The sequence below is a fragment of the Paraburkholderia sp. 40 genome (genome assembly GCF_050434105.1).
In the GTDB taxonomy this organism is placed as follows: Bacteria; Pseudomonadota; Gammaproteobacteria; order Burkholderiales; family Burkholderiaceae; genus Paraburkholderia; species Paraburkholderia tuberum.
Genome location: NZ_JBNPVY010000004.1, coordinates 2946683 through 2966575 on the forward strand (window position 1 = coordinate 2946683; position 19893 = coordinate 2966575).

Genomic DNA, 19893 nt, shown 5'->3' on the forward strand with positions numbered 1-19893 from the left:
CGCAAACGTCGATCAGGAAAACGACAACGCCAGGACACAAACGCTGTGCGTGGCGGATGGCGATGCGGGGCCCTGGAACGCCAAAGCGGAACGATTAAGCGAACACGGCGGACTGCGTCGCGCAGCGGGTCGCACGTTTGGATTCTGCCTCATTTTCGGGCTGCGAGGAGAATTCGGAATGTGAACAACGGGGAGCACGCATGGACACGGCAGAGCAAATGACGATCGCGACTGACTGGATACGCGAAGCCGACGGCATTCTGATCACGGCGGGCGCAGGCATGGGCGTCGATTCCGGGCTACCCGACTTTAGCGGCGATCACGGATTCTGGGCGGCTTATCCGGCGTTGAAGACCGGCGGAATCAATTTCCATGACATTGCCAATGGAACAGCCTTCCTGCGTGATCCGGTCCGCGCATGGGGTTTCTACGGCCATCGGCTCAACCTGTACCGGCGCACCGTCCCGCACTCGGGTTTCGAGATCTTGCGCGGCTGGGCATCGGCGAAAAGAAGCGGCGGCTTCGTATTCACCAGCAATGTGGATGGCCAGTTCCAGAAGGCCGGCTTCGCCGACGATCGCCTGTTCGAATGCCACGGATCGATCCATTTCCTGCAATGCGGACAGTCCTGCAGTACGCCTAAATACATCAGATCCCGAATTTTCATCCGTCGCCCATTCCTCTCCCTGTTGTCGCCTGCTAGCGTGGCAGTCCCGACAGCTACGGAGAAGTTCGGAATGTCGTATCAACAGGACGCGGACGGCGTGCGCGTGGTGCTCAGCGCGCCGCAACTGGCGGCGGTACTGGCAAGGCAGTCAATCACCCAGACCGAAATGCTTTCCAACCGGCTATGGGGCGGGTTGCAAATCGTCGGTGGCGTGCTGGAAATGGTCGGCGCAAGTGCGTTGTGTGTGATCCCGGAACCGACCATGCTCACCAAGGCAGGGTGTGTCGTGTTCGGCGTACATGGTTCTGATACGGCGGCGGCTGGTTTGCGTCAGGTCTGGACGGGCCAGGACACGGCCACATTGACCCAGCAGGGTACGACGAAGCTGGCCGAGGCAATGAAGGCAAGTCCTGACATGGCCAACAATATCGGCCTGTCACTTGACATGGTCGTGCCGTTCGGCTTTGCCGGGTCAATCAAGGCCGTGCGGGCTGCGCGTATCACGATGGGCGAGATCAACCTGAACATGCATGAAGCGAAGACGCTTCGCGGGGTTGGCGGGCATACACTTTTGAAGCATGTGGGAAAGGATGAGGCCTGGTTGCGACAAAGACTGAAAGATGAGCCGCGGATAAAAGCGGCGACATCATTTAAAGACCAGAAGACTGCCGAGAAAGCCATTTCGGAAGTGATGATGGGCGAAACTACCCGCATCAGATCCTGGTCTCAGTCTGCGACGAGTGCTCCGTTGCGTTTAACAAGGCACATATCTGGGGACGTGGGTTACGGGGTTGTCAGGAAGACAGGACAATTTGCGAAAGGAAACAGGATTTTGGTGGTACTTAAGCGGGAGATATACAATGGAATGCCCTATTACGTCCTGACGGCGTTCATCGACTTATGAGACGCAGTTATGAATGAAAATCCGCTGTACCCCGAACTAAACCAGCTCTTTGGTGTGTACCTTAACGAGGATTTTTCGTACTGGGGTAACACCATCAAGGTGATCGTAGGTTGCTACAGAAGAGATAGTTCACAAGAGAGTTTAAGGAACATACTTGTTGAAATTGAAAACTTCGAGAGAGAGAACTTTAGCAATCTGGACGATGCATTCGAAGATACGTATGGCTCCCAGTTCGGCCCGGAGTTGTGGGGTTACACCACTGCTTCCTTCCTTGACGAATTGAAGCGGTTACTGAGTGAGTAGGCAATTGCTCAGGACCGGACCCGCGACGAGACACTGACGTCAGTCGCACTATCGTGCATGCCAAGCGTGCGAACATTCGCACCGGTACAATCCTCCGATATCGATGTTCCCGCAGATCTGCCAAACCAAGCCGGAGCGTGTGATGGACGGCGATACCAGCAAAGCCCAATCCGACTGGATTTCCCGTTCGGAATCCACCCACGGAGTCGAACGTATCGAAGCGTTTTTCCACGGCAACGCGTACTCCATGCATCGGCATGACACCTACGCGATCGGCCTGACCCTCGCCGGCGTTCAGTGCTTCCATTACCGACGCGGTTTGCGCACCAGCCTACCTGGACAGACGATGGTCCTGCATCCCGACGAAGTGCACGACGGTCAGGCCGGCACGAACGAGGGATTTCGTTATCAGATGATTTACGTGCAACCCGCTGCAATCCAGGAAGTCCTCGGCGGCCGCCCCCTGCCGTTCGTCGAAGGCGGCGTCACGACCGATCCGCGCCTGTTCGAAGCCACGCAGACAGCGCTGCGCCAGATGCGTGACGACGCGGAGCCGCTCGAACGTGACGAGGCGCTCGCCGGTCTCGCGCTCGCGCTGGATAGCGCCTCGGGCGCGCGGCAGACGCGCAAGTCCGCGGATTTCGCGGCAGCGCAGCGAGCACGGGAATATCTGCACGCATCGTGCACGCACACCGTCACGCTCGATGAACTTGCCATCCTCAGCGGGCAGGACCGCTGGAGCCTCTCGCGCGATTTCCGAGCTTTTTACGGCACCAGCCCCTATCACTACCTGGTCATGCGCCGGCTCGAAGCCGCGCGCGCGATGATGCTGCGCGGCGTTTCCCTCGTGGACGCGGCGGCGGCAGCCGGCTTCGCCGACCAGAGCCACATGACCCGACATTTTCGCCACGCATACGGAATCCCTCCCGCACGTTGGCTCGCGATGACGAGCGATCGGCACGCCGGCTAACGCAAGCTTGCACGATCGTTCAAGACACTCGCCGGCGGCGGGACTATGCTCTGTTCCAGGTATCACCCGAATGGAGCCACCATGCACAGCGATTCCCAGCCGACACCCGAGCAACGCGGCCAATACAAGACCATCAACCTGCTCGACAAGATCAGTCAGATCGACGACCACTGGCAGCCGCGCGTCGTTGCTGAAATGAATGACTATCAGTTCAAGGTCGTAAAGATAGTCGGCGATTTCGTCTGGCATCGGCATGCCGATACCGACGAGACGTTCATCGTCCTCGCAGGCCGGTTGCGCATCGACTTCCGCGACCGCTCGATCGAACTGTTTCCCGGAGAAATGGCGGTGGTACCAAAGGGAGTCGAGCACAAGCCGTATGCCGAGTCCGAGGTGAAGCTGCTGCTCATCGAACCGCGCGGCGTCGTCAATACTGGCGATACGACCAACGAAAGAACGGCCGAAAACGACGTATGGATCTGAGAGCTGCCATGCAAACGCCGCGGCCGATCGTTCGCGAAGCCGTATTCCCCGCCGACACGCACAACCTCGTCGCCGTGATCCGCGAGTATGTCCGCTGGCTGGATATGGATCTGTCGTACCGTGGATTCGATGCAGAAATGGACGCGTTCGAACACGTTTATACGCTGCCATCCGGCATGTTCTTCGTCGCCGACGCCGACGGCGAGCTCGCCGGTTGCGCGGGGCTGCTTCGTCATACGACAGAGACTGCGGAAATCAAACGGCTCTATGTTCGTGAAGCATTCAGAGGGTTGTCGCTTGGCGAAACGCTGGTCACATCGGTGATCGGGAAAGCGAAGACATTGGGATTCTCGACGCTGGTTCTCGACTCGGTTCCGCAAACCGGTTTTGCACAGCGCATCTACGAGCGGTTAGGGTTCGTCGAAACCGCGCCCTACTACGAGAATCCAGTCGAAGGCACACGGTTTCTTGCGCTCGATCTATGACCGCGAATGGCATCCTGTCGGTCGATCAGACGCAGGTTAGCCGTCGCCATATGTCCAGCTTTTGAGCGTATGAAACCGAGGCATGGGCGGGACTGCTCGATGGCAAACGGACAAGCCGATATTGCTCTCCGCGCTCGCCCAACGCTTTCATCCCGATTTTGGCCGCCGTCCCCCCGTTGAAGGCGATGGTAGCCAGTTTCGGCAGCGTATCGATGAGAGCAATCAGATCGTTGCTGGCATGGTCGCGAATCCGGCTATCCAGGCTTCCTGCTCGACGAGCCTCGGCAACGACATCCCACAGTCCGATATGGTGTTCGAGCAACGTCTCAAGACGCGTCGAATAGGCCAGACCAACCAGATCCCGTTCTATCGCTTCACCGACCAGTAACCAGAATTTGTTCTGCGGGTGTGCGTAGTATTGGCCGTGAGCCAACGACACCTCGCCCGGCAAGCTACCGAGGATCAAGACCCGCGTATCAGCGTCGACGACAGGCGCAAAGCAACGCTTGAACGACATCAGCGGCTCCGCTCGTCGGCGCTACGCGGCACGCTGTGCGCACGCGACGCGGTGTGATCGAGCGGACGACCGTGCTCGCGCACCCGCGCGTGCGCGATATGCGCCGCGCCGGTGCCTGACGCGGCAGCGTGCGCGCGAGCGGCCGCGTCCAACGCACGCAACTGCTCCCACAGTGCCGGCAACATGCATTCGGTCACCATCAAAGGCGCGCCATGCCGCTCGAACACCGAGCGACGCGCCACCAGCGCATGCGGCGCATGCCGATCGCCGCCGTCGATTTCATGCGCGGCCAACCGATACAACGGATGCCGCTGCCCCACCCTGCGGCTCACCAGCGACGAACGCGCGACGCTGCTATCGCTATACAGCAACTCCGCGAGCGGCCGGGTGCGCAGCCGGCGCGTCGCCTGCCAGATGCCGACGCTCGCGGCACGCGGCGTCACGCTATGCGCGGCGACGAACGGCACGCCATCGACCGACAGCACCACTTCGCGCACCCACACCGGCGCGCGCGGCGCGAGTCCGAGCGCGGCGGCTTCGTCGGGCCACGGCAGCGCGACGGCTTCGCGTGTCACGCGCACCGCGACCGCGCCGAGCGCGCGCAGGTGCGCGGTCAGTGAACCGCCGCGGGTCAGCCAGTCTTTCTGGGCGGCGCTGAAAGTGGCCAAAGGCGCGACGCGCCAGTGCGCGTCGGCGGGATCGAAACGGATAGGCATGGTGTCGGATTATAGCGGCGTGCTCCGACGGTAATTTTTCGCGGCAACGACCGCGGCGATCGTGCGCGCTCCTTCAGCCAGGGGAGCCGACGCAAACCAGAAGGCAAAAAAAATGCGCTGCCGAAGCAGCGCATTTCTCAACTACCGGGCGTCAATCCAGCAACGACATCAACGCTTTCGGCTCACGCTCAACCCGCGCGCGACAGCAGCAACGCATTGGTCCGCTTCACGAAGCTCGCCGGATCTTCCAGCGCGCCGCCTTCGGCGAGCAGTGCCTGATCGAACAGCAGATGGCACCAGTCATCGAAATTCGCGCTATCGGCATGCAGACCCTTCACGAGGGCGTGCTCCGGATTCACTTCGAGAATTGGATGGAACTCAGGCGCCTGCTGGCCCGCGGCCTTCAGCATGCGCTGCAGGTAACCGCTCATTTCGCCGTCGTCGGCAACGAGGCACGACGGCGAGTCGGTCAGGCGGAACGTCAGACGCACGTCCTTCGCCTTGTCCTTCAACGCTTCCTTCATCTTCTCGACGAGCGGCTTGAACGCTTCGCCGATCTTCTCCTGCGCCTCTTTTTCCTCGTCGTTCAGCGCGCCGAGATCGAGGTCGCCGCGCGCGACGCTTTGCAGCGGCTTGCCGTCGAATTCGTTGAGGAACGACAGCATCCATTCATCGACGCGATCGGTCAGCAACAGCACTTCGACGCCCTTCTTGCGGAACACTTCGAGATGCGGGCTGTTCGACGCGGCCTGCCACGTGTCGGCGGTCACGTAGTAGATCTTCGTCTGTTCGGGCTTCATGCGAGCGACGTAGTCGGCCAGCGACACGGTCTGCTCGGCCGTGCCCGTATGCGTCGTCGCAAAGCGCACGAGCTTCGCGATGCGCTCGCGATTGCCGAAATCCTCGCCGATACCTTCCTTCAGCACCTGGCCGAATTCCTTCCAGAAGCCCGCGTACTTTTCCTTGTCGGCGTCGTTATCCGCGTTGGCCAGTTCTTCGAGCATCGACAGCGCGCGCTTCGTCACACCTTCGCGGATCGCCTTCACGTCGCGGCTTTCCTGCAGGATTTCGCGCGACACGTTGAGCGGCAGATCGGCCGAATCGACCACACCCTTCACGAAGCGCAGATACGTGGGCAGCAGTTGCTCGGCGTCGTCCATGATGAACACGCGCTTCACGTACAGCTTCAGGCCGCCGCGCTGCTCGCGGTTCCACAGATCGAACGGCGCATGCGCCGGCACGTACAGCAGCTGCGTGTATTCGCTGCGGCCTTCGACGCGGTTATGCGTCCATGTCAGCGGATCCTGATGATCATGCGAGACGTGCTGGTAGAACTGCTTGTACTGATCGTCGGTGATGTCGTTCTTCGAACGGGTCCACAGCGCGCTCGCCTGGTTGACGGTCTCGTCCTCGTCCTTCGTGACCATCTCACTCTTTTCCGCGTCCCACTCTTCCTTGCGCATCAAGATCGGCAGCGCGACGTGGTCCGAGTACTTCTGGATGATCGACTTCAGCCGATACGACGACAACAGTTCGTCCTCATCGGCACGCAGATGCAGCGTGATGGTCGTGCCGCGCGCGGCGCGCTCGATCGTCTCGACCGCGAAATCGCCTTCGCCCGCGCTTTCCCACCGCACGCCTTCCGAGGCCGGCAAACCGGCGCGGCGCGTCTCGACGGTGATCTTGTCCGCGACGATGAAGCCCGAGTAGAAGCCCACGCCGAACTGGCCGATCAGCGCCGCGTCCTTCTGCTGGTCGCCCGACAGCTTGCCGAAGAATTCCTTGGTGCCCGAACGCGCGATCGTGCCGAGGTGCTCGATCGTCTCGTCGCGGCTCATGCCGATGCCGTTGTCGTCGATCGTGACGGTGCGCGCGGCCTTGTCGAACGACACGCGAATCCGCAGATTCGTTTCGTTCTCGTACAGCGCGCTGTTTTCGATCGCCTCGAAGCGCAGCTTGTCGGCCGCGTCGGACGCGTTCGAAATCAGCTCGCGCAGAAAGATTTCCTTGTTGCTGTACAGCGAATGGATCATCAGTTGCAGAAGTTGCTTCACTTCTGCCTGAAAGCTCATGGTTTCTTGTGCCATGGTCGGACTTCCTCTCGGTTGCGAATGGGGGATGAGCGGCGGCCGAAGCGGATTCCAACCGCGGTTCGGGCCCGCCGTGCCGGATCGTCCGCGCAAATGGGGACGCTCCGGCGCGGTTTCAAGAGGCGCGGCGCGCGACGCCGTCGAGATAACGGCTTAGGAACGCCGGTAATTCAGGATCGCCGCAATTGGCGATGTTGAAGCGCATCCACGTGCTCGGCGACTGCTGCGGCGAAAACAGCCCGCCCGGCGTCAGCAGATAGCCGGCTTCGTGCCCGGCCGCGGCGAGCGCGCCTGCATCGACGCCGGTGTCGGCCCACAGGAACATCCCGGCCGCCGGCGTCAGAAACAGCTTCATGCCGGTCTTCTCGATCATCCGCACGGCCTTCTCGCGCACGCCGTCGAGCCGTGCGCGAATGCGCTCGACGTGCCGCCGGTAGTGGCCCTCGGTCAGGATCTTGTAGATCACGCGCTCGTTCAACTCCGGGCTCGTCATGCCGACCAGCATCTTCTGATTGGCGACCACCATCGCGACCTCTGCCGCGCATGCGATGAAACCGACGCGCAGATTCGGCGCAAGCGTCTTCGAGAAACTGCCGAGGTAGATCACGCGCTTTAGCTGATCGAGGCTCGCGAGCCGCGTACCCGCGTAGCTGGGCGGGCACAGGTCGCCGTAGATGTCGTCCTCCACGACGATGAAGTCGTACGCCTCGGCAAGCCGCAGGATGCGGAACGCCTGCGCGGCGCTCAGCGACGTGCCGGTCGGGTTCTGCAGCACCGAGTTGATCACCAGCATTTTGGGGCGCCATTCCCGGACCAGCGCTTCGAGCGCGTCGAGATCGGGGCCGTCCGGCGTGTACGGCATGCCGACGAGCCGCGCGCCCTGCGACGCGAAGCAGCCGAACATCTGGAACCACGCCGGATCGCCGACGATCACCGCATCGCCCGGCTTCACGTAGATGCGCGAAATGAGGTCGATCGCCTGGGTGATGCCCGACACCATCACGATCTGCTCGGGCGACGCGCCGATCTCCAGCTCCTCGAGCCGCGTCTGCAACTGCTGACGCAGCGGCAGGAAACCTTGCGCGGTGCCGATGCCGAGCATCTGCATGCCGCTTTGCCGGCCGAGCGTGCGTAGCGCGTTGGTGATCAGGTCGCCGTCGAGCCAGCGGGCCGGCAGATAGCCGAGGCCCGGGCTGCGCTCGGGCCGCGCGCCGGTGTGCAGCATGTTGCGCAGCAGCCAGACGACGTCGATATTGGCCGGCGCGGGCAGCGTCTCGGCGCGCGGGTGCAGCTCGGTGACGCTCGCCGCGCCGCCCTGGCGCTCACGCACGTAGAAGCCGGAGCCGCGCCGCGACTCCAGAAAACCCTGCGCAACGAGTCGCTCGTACGCTTCGACCACCGTGAAGCGCGACACGCCCTTGTCGAGCGCGAGCTTGCGGATCGACGGCATGCGCATGCCGGGGCGGAACACGCGCTCCTCGATGCGGCGCCGCGCCCACTGGACCAGCTGTTCGACCAGCGTCAACGACGCGGTGTCGTGCGGGGCAGGAATCTGGGTAAGCGGGACGGACATGACGGACTCCAACTGTACCGAACAGTATCGCGCCGATTGTACCGTTACTGTGCAGGTCACGGTCGTTACATTTGAATCCAGCGAGGCTGGTGACACCATGCAAATCTATCCGCATGGGCCGCCGATCCGGCAAACGGTTATGCTTACGGCCCCGGTAGCGCAGCCTTCAAGCGTGGCGCGCAACTGGCCCTTGCGAAGAACAGCGCTTTCCGTCGATCCGCCATGACCACCCTGACAGCCCAATCGCTCAGCCTCGATCACCTCGTCGTCTCCGCGCGCACACTGGACGAAGGCGTCCAGTACGTCGCCGATACGCTCGGCGTCGCGCCGGCCGGCGGTGGCGCGCATCCGCTGATGCGGACCCACAATCGCCTGCTCGGCCTGTGGGGCGGCGTCTACCTGGAAGTGATCGCCATCGATCCGCACGCCGCGGCCGACGCAACCGATGGCACCGCGCCGCGCCCGCGCCTGTTCGCGCTCGACGACCCGGCGACGCAGGCGCGACTGGAAAACGGGCCGTATCTGTCGCATTGGGTCGCGCGCGTCGAGCGGCCGAAGCATCTGGCGACGTGGCAAGCGCAGTATCCGCAGCGCATCGCGCCGGTCGTGCCGATGACGCGCGGCGATTTCACGTGGGGCCTGACGGTGCCCGACGACGGGTCGTTCCCGGCGTGGCAAGGCGCCGGCGACGGCGTGCTGCCCTCGCTGATCCAGTGGGACTCGATGCGGCATCCGTCGCAGTCGCTGGCGCCGACCGACCTCGCGCTGAAAGCGTTGAAAGCCGTGCATCCGCGGCCAGAGCTGATTGGCGAGCAACTGCGCTGGCTCGGCGCCGCGCATCTGCTCGACGTACAGCCGACCGACGGCGCGGCGGCGCTCGTCGCCGAATTCGAAACACCCGAGGGTTCTCGAACCCTCGGATAAACAGCGCGTGATTGGGCAACCCCCGTGACAACCCCGGTGGCACCCCCGGTGGCACCCCAGCGGCAATGGTTGGCCAGTCGCGCGATAATTGAGATTTTGACCGGTTCCAGAAATACCAGAGGAGATCATGGACCAAAGCGACCTGAAAGCCCCGACGTGGCAATTGTCCGAACGCGCGCGCAAGCTCACGAGCTCCGCGATCCGCGAGATCCTGAAGGTCACGGAACGGCCCGAAGTCATCTCCTTCGCCGGCGGCCTGCCCTCGCCTGCCACCTTCCCGGCCGAGCGCATGCGCGAGGCGTCCGACCGCATCCTGCGCGACACGCCCGCCGCGGCGCTGCAGTACAGCGCGACCGAAGGTTATCTGCCGCTGCGCGAATGGGTCGCGCAGCGCTACTCGATCAACGGCGCGCAGATCCGTGCGTCGCAGGTGCTGATCACGACCGGCTCGCAACAGGCGCTCGACCTGCTCGGCAAGGTGCTGATCTGCGTCGATAGCCCGGTGCTGGTCGAAACGCCGACCTACCTCGGCGCGCTGCAATCGTTCTCGATGTACGAGCCGCACTACGTGCAGGTGCCGACCGACGAGCAGGGCCTGATCCCCGAGGGCCTGAAGCCGGAACTGACCAATGGCTCGCGTCTGCTGTACGCGCAGCCGAATTTCCAGAATCCGACGGGCCGCCGTCTGCCGGTCGAACGCCGCCGCGTGCTCGCCGAGTTCGCGAAGACCGCGCCGTTCCCGGTGATCGAGGACGATCCCTACGGCGCGCTCGACTACGCGGGCGAACCGCTGCCGACGATGTTGTCGATGGCGCCCGATCACATCGTCTATCTCGGCTCGTTCTCGAAGGTGCTCGCGCCGGGTCTGCGCGTCGGCTTCATCATCGCGCCCGAGGAGCTGATCTTCAAACTCGTGCAGGCCAAGCAGGCCACCGACCTGCACACGCCGAGCTTCACGCAGCGCATCGTGCACGAGGTGGTCAAGGACGGCTTTCTCGACACGCACGTGCCGACGATCCGCGAGCTATACCGCAACCAGTGCGACGCGATGCTCACCGCGCTCGAGCGCTATATGCCCGATGGCGTCAGCTGGAACCGTCCGGAAGGCGGCATGTTCATCTGGGTCAATCTGCCGGCGGGCATCGACACCATGAAGCTGCTCGAGGAAGCGGTCGCGCAGAACGTCGCGTTCGTGCCGGGCGCTCCGTTCTTCGCGAGCGAAGCCCAGCACAACACGCTGCGTCTGTCGTTCGTCACGGTGCCACCGGCTAAAATCGACGAAGGCGTTGCGCGTCTCGCCGCACTCGTGCGCGCGAAAATCTGAACGGAGTTAGCCGCACTGCCATCGAGGCGAAGCTTGCACGCGCGTTGCGTGCGGACTTCGCCCCGCCTGCATTCATGCAATCTCACCGAAACGAGGACACGATATGGCTCAATCGAATGTGTACGACAAGCTCAAGGAACTCGCCATCGAACTGCCGGCGGCGGGTGCGCCGGCAGCGGCCTATGTGATGAGCGCGCAAAGCGGCAACACGGTGTACCTGTCGGGCCACATCGCCAGGAAGGACGGCAAGGTGTGGGTCGGCAAGCTCGGCGCGACGCTCTCCACCGACGAAGGCAAGGCCGCCGCGCGCTCGATCGCGATCGATCTGCTCGCCACCTTGCATGCGCACGTCGGCGACCTGAACCGCGTCACGCGCGTCGTCAAGCTGATGAGCCTCGTCAACTCGACGCTCGAGTTCACCGAGCAGCATCTGGTCACCAACGGTGCGTCCGAGCTGATCGCCGACGTGTTCGGCGAACGCGGCAAGCACGCGCGCTCGGCGTTCGGCGTCGCGCAGATTCCGCTCGGCGCGTGCGTGGAGATCGAGCTGATCGCCGAGGTCCAATAGCATCGACGCGATGTGACAATGCGTGCGGTGTCGCGCGAGATTGGCACCTGATTCACGCCGCATTGCGATTGAAACGCGCCGACCGGTGTCACGCACCGGCGGCGCGTTTTTGTTTTATGGCGACGGTGGATCGCCGCCGCGCAGACGGATAGAATCCGCGAACTCCCTCAACGTCCATTGCGCCGGGGCCTGTCGATGTCCGCTCACACCGTTCGTTTCAAACAGGTCGACGTGTTTACGTCGACACCGTTCAAGGGCAATCCGCTTGCCGTCGTGTTCGATGCCGACGCGCTCGATACTGCGCAAATGCAGGCCATTGCGCGCTGGACCAATCTGTCCGAAACCACGTTTCTGCTAAAGCCGACCGACGCGGCCGCCGACTATCGCGTGCGCATCTTCACGCCGGGGGGCGAGTTGCCGTTCGCGGGTCATCCGACCTTGGGCACCGCGCATGCTTTGCGCGAAAGCGGCTACCAGCCGAAGCAGGCCGGCAAGCTGATCCAGCAATGCGGGGTGGGTATCGTCGAACTCGAAGCGCTCGACAGCGGCGACAACATGCACGGCGCATGGGCGTTCGCCGCGCCGCCCGCGCGCGTGACACCGCTCGCCGAGCATCGTTACGAAGCGCTGTCTACGGCTTTACGTAGTCAGGCGATCGACTTCAGCGCGCCGCCATGCGCGGTCGACAACGGTGCGCCGTGGCTCGTCGTGCGGGTCGATTCGGCACGCGCCTGCCTCGCGCTCGAAACCGACGCGGCGGCGCTCGCCGAGCTCGTGCGTTCGGTCGACACGCACGGCGTCGCCGTGTATGGACCGCACGACGCCGACGGCCCCGCGACGTTCGAGGTCCGTTGCCTGATGGCGGGCGGCGGCTTCGGTGTCGGCGAAGACCCGGTGACGGGCAGCGCCAATGCCGCGCTCGCGGGTCTGCTGAACCTGCAGCACCGTCGTCCCGCCGCGCGCTACACGGCGCGTCAGGGCACCGCGCTCGGGCGCGCGGGCGACGTGTCGGTCCACTACGACGATGCGCGCGGCAAGATCTGGATCGGCGGGCCTTCGGTGACAATCGTCGACGGCACGTGCCGGCTCGCGTAAGCGAGCTGCGGCTTCGCGCGCACGCCACGGCGACACGCCACATGCCGCCGCTTCACACCACAAAAAGCCGCAGCGCGAGGGCGTCGCCATACCTGGTTCTCCGAATTCATCGTGGCCGGATTGCAAAAGCCCTGCCAGAAACTGCCCAGTGGCAGGCACCGTTGCCGATGAAGTCTTCGACAAACCATGGACCGGTCGCGTCGTAAGACCGGCGATGCAGGCCACGTGAACAGCCGCACCTGGGCGCCCGCCGCGCGAGCGTATACCCCATGCCCGGAAGCTTCCTTAATCCAGTGGCATTCAGTAATATCGAGACGTATATAGCGAACTCTATCCGATGACCTGTGGACGGTCCGTCGCGGCGCCACGCCCTCTCCTCCTGCGCAGCAGCTTTGGCACCTTGGTCACCATGCAGCCATCCATCTATTTCGCGCAGTCAATGCCCATGCGTTTGCAAGCGGCCCGCACCCAGCCAAGGCCCGCGCGATGACTCAGTCCCGCTTCTCCGAGCCGCGCGAAGCCAGGCCGCGACGCGATCCATTGGTCACGCGCCGGCGCGCATTGCTCGTCATTCCAGCGCTCGGGGTACTCGTACTGATCCTGCTGTGGACCGTGATCTTCGCGCGGCTGTCGGTAGAAAGGGACGCGACGTACCGCGAAGCGATGGCGTCTTCCGCAATACTTTCCGCGGCGCTCGAGCAGCACACCATCAAGGCGATTCACCAGGTCGATCAGATCACGCGCTTCGTCAAGTACGAGTTCGAAAAGACGCCCAATCATTTCGATCTCGCGAGCACGGTCGAAAAAGGCGTCGTGCAAAGCGAAACGCTCGTGCAGGTGTCGATAATCGACGAGCACGGCAGACTGATCGCCAATACAGCCGAACTCAACCCCGCTCACATCGACTTGTCGGACCGCGAGCACTTCAAGGTCCACGAGCACGAAAACGACGACCAGCTGTACATCAGCAAGCCCGTGCTCGGCCGCGTGTCGGGTCACTGGACGCTGCAGATGACGCGGCGTCTCAATCATCCGGACGGCTCGTTCGCGGGCGTCATCGTGGTCTCCGAAGACCCGAGCTACTTTACGTCGGACTTCTACAACAACGCGGCGATCGGCCGCGAAGGCGTGATCGCGGTGATCTCGGACAGCGGCACCGTGCTCGCGCGCCGCACCGGCAACGCCAGCAGGACGAGCAGCACGTTCACCGCGAGCGGCACGTATCCGACCTCGGAGCATGTGTCGGGCACCTACGTCGATTCGATCGACAACGTCACGCGCATCGTGTCGTACCGGCACATCGACGGCTATCCGCTCGGCGTGCTCGTCGGTCTTTCGCAGGGCGAAGAATTCGCCGATTACAACCACACGCGCAACGTCTATCTGTTGATGGCGGGCTTCATCTCGCTCGCGATGCTCAGCTTCTTCGCGGTCGCGACCGGCCTGATAGGCAAACTGCTAGGCCGCGAGCGCGAGATGACGCAACTCGTCGAATACGATCTGTTGACCGGCCTGCGCAATCGCTACGCGACGCTGCAGGCGCTGCGCCATGACGTCGCGCAGCCGTTCAACCTGGGTCGCCTCGCGATTCTTTTTATCGACCTCGACAACTTCAAGACCGTCAACGACACGCTCGGCCACAACGCCGGCGACATCGTGCTGCAGATGACAGCCTCGCGCCTCGCCACCGCGGTCGGCGACGACGGCGCGCTGAGCCGCATCGGCGGGGACGAGTTCGTCGTCTTGATCAAGGGCGACGATGTCGAAAAGCGCGCGGTCGCGCTCGCCGAAGCCGCCGGCGAAGCGTTCTCGAAGCCGTTCGAGGTGCGCGGCAGCGCGTTCGTGCTGCATGCGAGCATCGGCATCGCGCTGTACTCGGTCGCCAACGAAAGCGAGATCGACCTGCTGAAGAAAGCCGACCTCGCGATGTACAGCGCGAAGGACGCCGGCAAGAACTGCTACCAGTTCTATTCGCCGCATCTGTCGCATCGCGCGGACCATCTGATGAAGTGGGAGCAGCAGTTGCGCGTCGCGCTGGCCGAGGGGCAACTGTTCCTCGCCTATCAGCCGAAGATCGATCTGAAGCGCCGCTGCATCACCGGCTTCGAAGCGCTCGTGCGCTGGAACCATCCGCAGCACGGACTGATCTCGGCCAACGAGTTCATCCCCGTGGCCGAGTCGACAGGCCTGATCGTGCCGATCGGCGACTTCGTGATCGAGACCGCATGCCGTCAGCTCGCGCAATGGCAGCAGCAGGGCTACGACACGCTATCGCTCGCGGTGAACATTTCGGCGGTGCAGTTCTGGCGCGGCGACCTGTTCGAAACGGTCTCGCGCGCGATCGAGGAAACCGGCATCTCCGCCCGTCGCCTCGAACTCGAAATCACCGAAACGACGATGATGGAGTTTCCGGAAGTGGTCTCCGAAAAGATCTTCGCGTTGAAGCGTCTCGGCGTACGCATCGCGCTCGACGATTTCGGCACCGGCTACTCTTCGCTGTCCTATCTCAACCGCTTTGCCGTCGATACGCTGAAGGTGGACCGCTCGTTCGTCCAGGCGATTCCGGGCGACCGCAGCGTCTGCGTAATGGTCACCGCGATCGTCAACCTCGCGCGCTCGCTCGGGCTCACGGTGGTGGTCGAAGGCACGGAGACCGAAGAGCAGATTGCGTGGCTGGCCGCGCTCGGCCATATCGAGGCACAGGGCTTCCTGTTCTCGCGGCCGGTGCCAGTGGAGGCGATCCCGGCACTGCTCGAGCGCTTCGGGGTATGCGGCATGAACAGCGTCGGCGGCCGCCGCGTCGCACACGAAGCCCACAGCGCAAGCAGCCTATCCAGCAACAATTAAAGGACGGGCGCCCGCACAGCGGGGCCCGTGCAGCGCCGATGCAGACCATCACGAGCGATGAGGCTGCCCGCCGCGGGCAACGGGAACCGCTATGGACGCTGTTCCGGGTCGTGTGCGGCCTGTCGGCGCTGTCGTGGGGCGGTCTCGCGTTGATGGCGCAGCTCGAGCATCATTACGTGGAACGCGAGGGGCGGCTCTCGCGCGTGGCGTTCTCGGACCTGATCGCGCTCGCGTGGATGGTGCCGGGACCCGTCGGCTGCAACGTCGCCGTGCAGCTCGGGCACGCGCTGCGCGGACGCGCGGGCGCATGGGTCGCCGGGGTGGCGAGCGTACTGCCCTTCTTCACGCTGATGACGCTGTTCGCGATCTTCTATCGCACACCCATCGTGCACACGATCGCGTCGCAAACCCTGCTGCGTCACTTCAGCGTCGTGCTCGCGACGCTGATCGCGGTCACCTGGTACAAGCAAACCCGCGCGCTCGTGCGGGGCAAGCTCGAATGGACGGCGGCGCTGCTCGGCAGCATCGCGCTGCTCTATGCGCACAGCGCCGCGGCGTATGTGGTGATGCTCAGCGCGGCCTTCGGCGCCGGCTGGTTCGCGAGTCGGGAGCGCGACTCGGGACTCGCCGTGTCGCTCCAGCGCGGCGACTATCGGCTGCTGGCCGCGCTCGGCGTACTGCTCGTGCTGTTTGCGCTGCCGCTGCCGCATCGCTATGACCTCGCGCTGCTGTGGCCGCGCCTCGCGGGCGCCGGCATGACGCTGTTCGGCGGTGGCTTCTCGGCGTTGCCGGTGCTCAAGACGCTGTTCGTCACGCCGGTGGTCGGCGTATCCGATAACGACTTCACGCTCGCGTTTACGCTGTCGCCGTTGTCCCCGGGACCCCTGCTGAACGTGGTCCCGTTCTTCGGTTATCTCGTCGATGGCTGGCTCGGCGCGCTGATCGCGACGCTCGCGCTATTCGTGCCGTCAGGCTGCCTCGTCGTGCTCGCGCAGCGGCATCTGCGTCAGTTGAAGGTGAACCCGCGCTTCGAGCACGGCATGAGGATTCTGCGCGCGGTCACGACCGCGTTTCTCGCGGTCGCGGTACTGCGCATTGCCGTGCACGTACCGCTGGAGCCGATCTATCTGCTGACCGCGACGTTCTCCGCGATGTGCTTCGCGAAGCTGAAGGTGCCGGTGTATGCCGTGTATGGAACGGTGGCGGTGGCGTGCGGTTTGTGGCTCGCGTACGGCGCCACGACGTGATGCGTCGCGGGCCGCACGAAGCCTGCTGCGCCGTTGGCGATCCGGCGGTCCGGCGATCCGGCGGTCCGGCGATTCGGCGATCAGAACCCGCGCGACAGCACAGCGACGCCGATCGTCACGACGCCCAGCACGAGATTGATCAGCACGAGACGGCGGACCGTACCGACCGCCTGCGCGCCATCGGGCCACTTCTGCGCCTGCACCGCGCGGCGAATGCGCGGATACACGGCGAAGCGGATATGCCCGAAGATCAGCATCATCACGATGCCGAGACCGGCCATCGCATGCAGCGGCCAGCTAGCATGAGCGCCGCCGAATTGCATCAGCAGGAAGCCGCCGCTGATCAGGATCACGAGCACCGACACCCCGACCCAGTTGAAGAAGCGGCCAAATACCGACTCCCACAGCGGCAGGCGCAGTTGCGGCGACAGATCGCCGAGCGCAGGGCGCAGGCAGAAATGCGCGAACACCATACCGCCGACCCACACCGCCACCCCGAGCAGATGCAGAAAAAGCGCGACTTCGATAGCCTTGTTCATGTAGTTTTCCTCTCCCGACGACGCCACACCGTTTAGGACACGCGATCCCGCTCAGCACCAACTGAGCGCGTTCGACCATACGTGATGCAGGCAGTTCCGGGTATCGACGTCTATTGCGTCGTGTTTTGTCGTTGTGATCGCGGCACGTTCATCTGGCCGCGACGCCGCCGCGCCCCGTTTGCTTCCACGCCCTTCGCGCGACGGACTTTGCTGCGACAGACCGCGAGCGCCCCGCATGCTAGCAGGCGCTCACGGTTTTACAGCGTCAAACTTCGTTAAATCGACTCCACTAAGCCGGCAGCACCGGACGCATGCCGTCGAGCTTCAGCTTGCTGGCGGGCGCGCGTCCCTTGCGCGCACGCTTGCCGACATGCGTCGCAAGCTCGGCGCCAGCCAGCTTCTCCTCGTCGACGCGGCCGCCACGACGCGTGCCGATCAGCATCACGCCTGCTTTATTGATCGCGAGCGCCTGCACGAGCGTTTCGTTGTCGTCGAGCGCCATCAGCGTGACGCCACGGCCGCCGCCCGACAGCGTCTTCATCTCGTCGAGGCCGAACACGAGCACACGTCCGCCCGACGACAGACACGCGACCTGCGCCGCGTCCGGCAGCATCGGCATCGGCGCGAGCGGCGCGGCGCCGGCGTCGATCGTCATGAACGACTTGCCGGCCTTCACGCGGCTCACCATATCGCCGACCTTCGCGATGAAGCCGAAGCCGTTGCTCGACGCGAGCAGCAGCGCCTGTTCCGCCGACGCTGCGTAGTAGTGCATCAAATGACTGCCCGATTCGAGCTCGATCAGCGACGTGACCGGCACGCCGTCGCCGCGTCCGCCCGGCAGTTGAGCCACCGCGACCGAATAGACGCGCCCGTTGCTACCCCACGCGATCAGCGTATCGGGCGTGCGGCATTGGAACGCCGCGTAGAGGCCGTCGCCGGCCTTGAAGCTGAAGCCGGCCGTATCGAGCCCGTGGCCCTTCAGCGCGCGCACCCAGCCCTTCTGCGACACCACGACGGTGACCGGCTCGTCGACCACGCGCGCTTCGAACGTCGCGCGCTTTTCCTGCTGGATCAGCGTGCGGCGCTCGTCGCCATACTGTTTCGCGTCGGCTTCGATTTCCTTGATCAGCAGGCGCTTCATCGCCGGTTCGCTGCCGAGCAGCTCTTCGAGCTTCGCCTTCTCGTCGCGCAGCTCGGCCAGCTCCTTCTCGATCTTGATCTTCTCCAGGCGCGCCAACTGACGCAGCCGGATTTCGAGGATGTCTTCGGCCTGGCGGTCCGTGAGGCCGAACGCGGCCATCAGCGCGACCTTCGGCTCGTCCGATTCGCGAATGATGCGGATGACTTCGTCGATATTCAGGAAGACGATCATCCGGCCTTCGAGAATATGGATGCGGTCGTCGACCTTCGATAGACGATGCCGCGTGCGGCGCGTCACCGTCGCGAAACGGAACGCGATCCACTCGTGCAGGATTTCGCTCAAGCCCTTCTGACGCGGCCGGCCGTCGCCGCCGACCATCACCATGTTCAGCGGTGCGTTCGATTCGAGGCTCGTATGCGCGAGCAGCGTGTTGACGAAGTCGGTCTGATCGATGCGGCTCGACTTCGGCTCGAACACGAGACGCACCGGTGCGTCCTTACCCGATTCGTCGCGCACCGCGTCGACGAGCCCGAGCAGCGTCTGCCGCGTCTGCAACTGCTCGGGCGTGAGCGTCTTCTTGCCGAGCTTTATTTTCGGGTTGGTCTGTTCTTCGATTTCTTCGAGCACCTTCTGCGCGGCCGTATTCGGCGGCAGTTCGGTGATCACGAGTTGCCACTGGCCGCGCGCGAGGTCCTCGATCTTCCAGCGCGCGCGCACCTTCAGGCTGCCGCGGCCGGTTTCGTACGCGGCGGCGATTTCCGCCTCGCTCGAAATGATCTGGCCGCCGCCGGGGAAGTCCGGACCGGGCACATGCTGCATCAGCTCCGCATGCGAGAGCTTCGGATTGCGGATCAGCGCGACCGCCGCTCCTGCGACTTCGCGCAGGTTGTGCGACGGAATCTCTGTCGCGAGGCCGACGGCGATGCCCGATGCGCCATTGAGCAGCACGAACGGCAGACGCGCCGGCAGCACCTTCGGCTCTTCGAACGAGCCGTCGTAGTTCGGCATGAAGTCGACCGTGCCCTGGTCGATTTCGGCGAGCAGCAGCTTTGCGATCGGCGTCAGGCGCGCTTCGGTGTAACGCATCGCCGCCGCGCCGTCGCCGTCGCGCGAGCCGAAGTTGCCCTGGCCGTCGATCAGCGGATAGCGCATCGAAAAGTCTTGCGCCAGACGCACGAGTGCGTCGTACGCGGACTGGTCGCCGTGCGGGTGATACTTACCGAGCACGTCGCCGACCACCCGCGCCGATTTGACCGGCTTCGCGTTGTCGCCGAGGCCCATCTCGTTCATCGCGAACAGGATGCGGCGCTGCACCGGCTTCTGCCCATCGCAAACATCCGGCAGCGCGCGGCCCTTGACCACGCTGACCGCATACTCGAGGTACGCGCGCTCCGCGTAGTTGCCGAGCGTCAGCACGTCGCTGTCCGACGGCGGCTCGTTGAAAAGGTCGAGAGTGTTATCGTCGTCCATCTAGATTCCGTGTCCGTGTTTGGCTTGAAG

17 protein-coding genes and 1 pseudogene are annotated in these 19893 nt (G+C 63.9%); 12 read left to right on the forward strand and 6 right to left on the reverse strand.

Translation table 11 applies throughout. From position 1 onward, the window contains the following. Positions 1 to 281: 281 nt before the first annotated feature. The 6 genes and pseudogenes from OKW28_RS35555 to OKW28_RS35580 all read left to right on the forward strand — a co-directional run. Positions 282 to 620 (forward strand): annotated as a pseudogene (locus OKW28_RS35555) (SIR2 family NAD-dependent protein deacylase); the annotation flags it as partial. Positions 621 to 737: 117 nt separating this feature from the next. Then, on the forward strand, positions 738 to 1571 hold the full coding sequence (locus OKW28_RS35560; RefSeq protein WP_429454559.1) for an RNase A-like domain-containing protein: 834 nt from the start codon (positions 738 to 740) through the stop codon (positions 1569 to 1571). A gap of 9 nt (positions 1572 to 1580) precedes the next feature. Continuing rightward, complete coding sequence (locus OKW28_RS35565; RefSeq protein WP_429452389.1) at positions 1581 to 1874, forward strand: contact-dependent growth inhibition system immunity protein; 294 nt, start codon at positions 1581 to 1583, stop codon at positions 1872 to 1874. 142 nt (positions 1875 to 2016) lie between these two features. Further along, a complete protein-coding gene (locus tag OKW28_RS35570) occupies positions 2017 to 2844 on the forward strand; it encodes an AraC family transcriptional regulator (RefSeq protein ID WP_429452391.1) in 828 nt (275 codons plus the stop codon). An 81-nt stretch (positions 2845 to 2925) separates the two neighbouring features. Then, on the forward strand, positions 2926 to 3327 hold the full coding sequence (locus OKW28_RS35575; RefSeq protein ID WP_429335979.1) for a cupin domain-containing protein: 402 nt from the start codon (positions 2926 to 2928) through the stop codon (positions 3325 to 3327). Between the two features lie 8 nt (positions 3328 to 3335). Further along, positions 3336 to 3812 (forward strand): GNAT family N-acetyltransferase, encoded by a 477-nt coding sequence (locus OKW28_RS35580; RefSeq protein ID WP_429452392.1) that lies wholly within the window; start codon positions 3336 to 3338, stop codon positions 3810 to 3812. Positions 3813 to 3837: 25 nt separating this feature from the next. Here the strand turns inward: OKW28_RS35580 and OKW28_RS35585 are convergent, their stop codons facing one another. The 4 genes from OKW28_RS35585 to OKW28_RS35600 all read right to left on the reverse strand — a co-directional run bounded on the left by OKW28_RS35585 (position 3838) and on the right by OKW28_RS35600 (position 8708). Beyond that, positions 3838 to 4329: a DNA-deoxyinosine glycosylase gene (locus OKW28_RS35585; RefSeq protein ID WP_429452394.1), complete on the reverse strand. Its 492-nt coding sequence runs from the start codon at positions 4327 to 4329 to the stop codon at positions 3838 to 3840. After that, the gene (locus tag OKW28_RS35590) at positions 4329 to 5045 is read right to left on the reverse strand and encodes a chorismate--pyruvate lyase family protein (RefSeq protein WP_429452396.1); all 717 of its coding nucleotides are present in this window, start codon (positions 5043 to 5045) and stop codon (positions 4329 to 4331) included. Before OKW28_RS35590 ends, OKW28_RS35585 begins: the two co-directional genes overlap by 1 nt. A gap of 188 nt (positions 5046 to 5233) precedes the next feature. Then, on the reverse strand, positions 5234 to 7132 hold the full coding sequence (gene htpG / locus OKW28_RS35595; protein WP_429452397.1) for a molecular chaperone HtpG: 1899 nt from the start codon (positions 7130 to 7132) through the stop codon (positions 5234 to 5236). Between the two features lie 118 nt (positions 7133 to 7250). Beyond that, on the reverse strand, positions 7251 to 8708 hold the full coding sequence (locus tag OKW28_RS35600; protein WP_429452399.1) for a PLP-dependent aminotransferase family protein: 1458 nt from the start codon (positions 8706 to 8708) through the stop codon (positions 7251 to 7253). Between the two features lie 231 nt (positions 8709 to 8939). On the opposite strand from OKW28_RS35600, the gene OKW28_RS35605 reads away from it, so the two are divergent. From OKW28_RS35605 to OKW28_RS35630, 6 genes are all read left to right on the forward strand, one after another. Next, a complete protein-coding gene (locus OKW28_RS35605) occupies positions 8940 to 9632 on the forward strand; it encodes a VOC family protein (protein ID WP_429454561.1) in 693 nt (230 codons plus the stop codon). Between the two features lie 127 nt (positions 9633 to 9759). Further along, entirely contained in the window at positions 9760 to 10956 is a 1197-nt protein-coding gene (locus OKW28_RS35610) for a PLP-dependent aminotransferase family protein (RefSeq protein WP_429452401.1), read from the forward strand. Between the two features lie 103 nt (positions 10957 to 11059). Next, positions 11060 to 11524, forward strand: coding sequence for a RidA family protein (locus OKW28_RS35615; RefSeq protein ID WP_429452403.1), 465 nt, complete (start codon positions 11060 to 11062; stop codon positions 11522 to 11524). 195 nt (positions 11525 to 11719) lie between these two features. Then, a complete protein-coding gene (locus OKW28_RS35620) occupies positions 11720 to 12619 on the forward strand; it encodes a PhzF family phenazine biosynthesis protein (RefSeq protein ID WP_429452405.1) in 900 nt (299 codons plus the stop codon). A gap of 486 nt (positions 12620 to 13105) precedes the next feature. Further along, complete coding sequence (locus OKW28_RS35625; RefSeq protein WP_429452407.1) at positions 13106 to 15466, forward strand: bifunctional diguanylate cyclase/phosphodiesterase; 2361 nt, start codon at positions 13106 to 13108, stop codon at positions 15464 to 15466. Positions 15467 to 15504: 38 nt separating this feature from the next. Next, on the forward strand, positions 15505 to 16713 hold the full coding sequence (locus OKW28_RS35630) for a chromate transporter (RefSeq protein WP_429452410.1): 1209 nt from the start codon (positions 15505 to 15507) through the stop codon (positions 16711 to 16713). Between the two features lie 80 nt (positions 16714 to 16793). Here OKW28_RS35630 and OKW28_RS35635 read toward each other — a convergent pair whose 3' ends face one another. Continuing rightward, entirely contained in the window at positions 16794 to 17252 is a 459-nt protein-coding gene (locus tag OKW28_RS35635; RefSeq protein ID WP_429452412.1) for a CopD family protein, read from the reverse strand. A 289-nt stretch (positions 17253 to 17541) separates the two neighbouring features. Beyond that, on the reverse strand, positions 17542 to 19863 hold the full coding sequence (parC, locus tag OKW28_RS35640) for a DNA topoisomerase IV subunit A (protein ID WP_429452414.1): 2322 nt from the start codon (positions 19861 to 19863) through the stop codon (positions 17542 to 17544). Positions 19864 to 19893 lie beyond the last annotated feature (30 nt).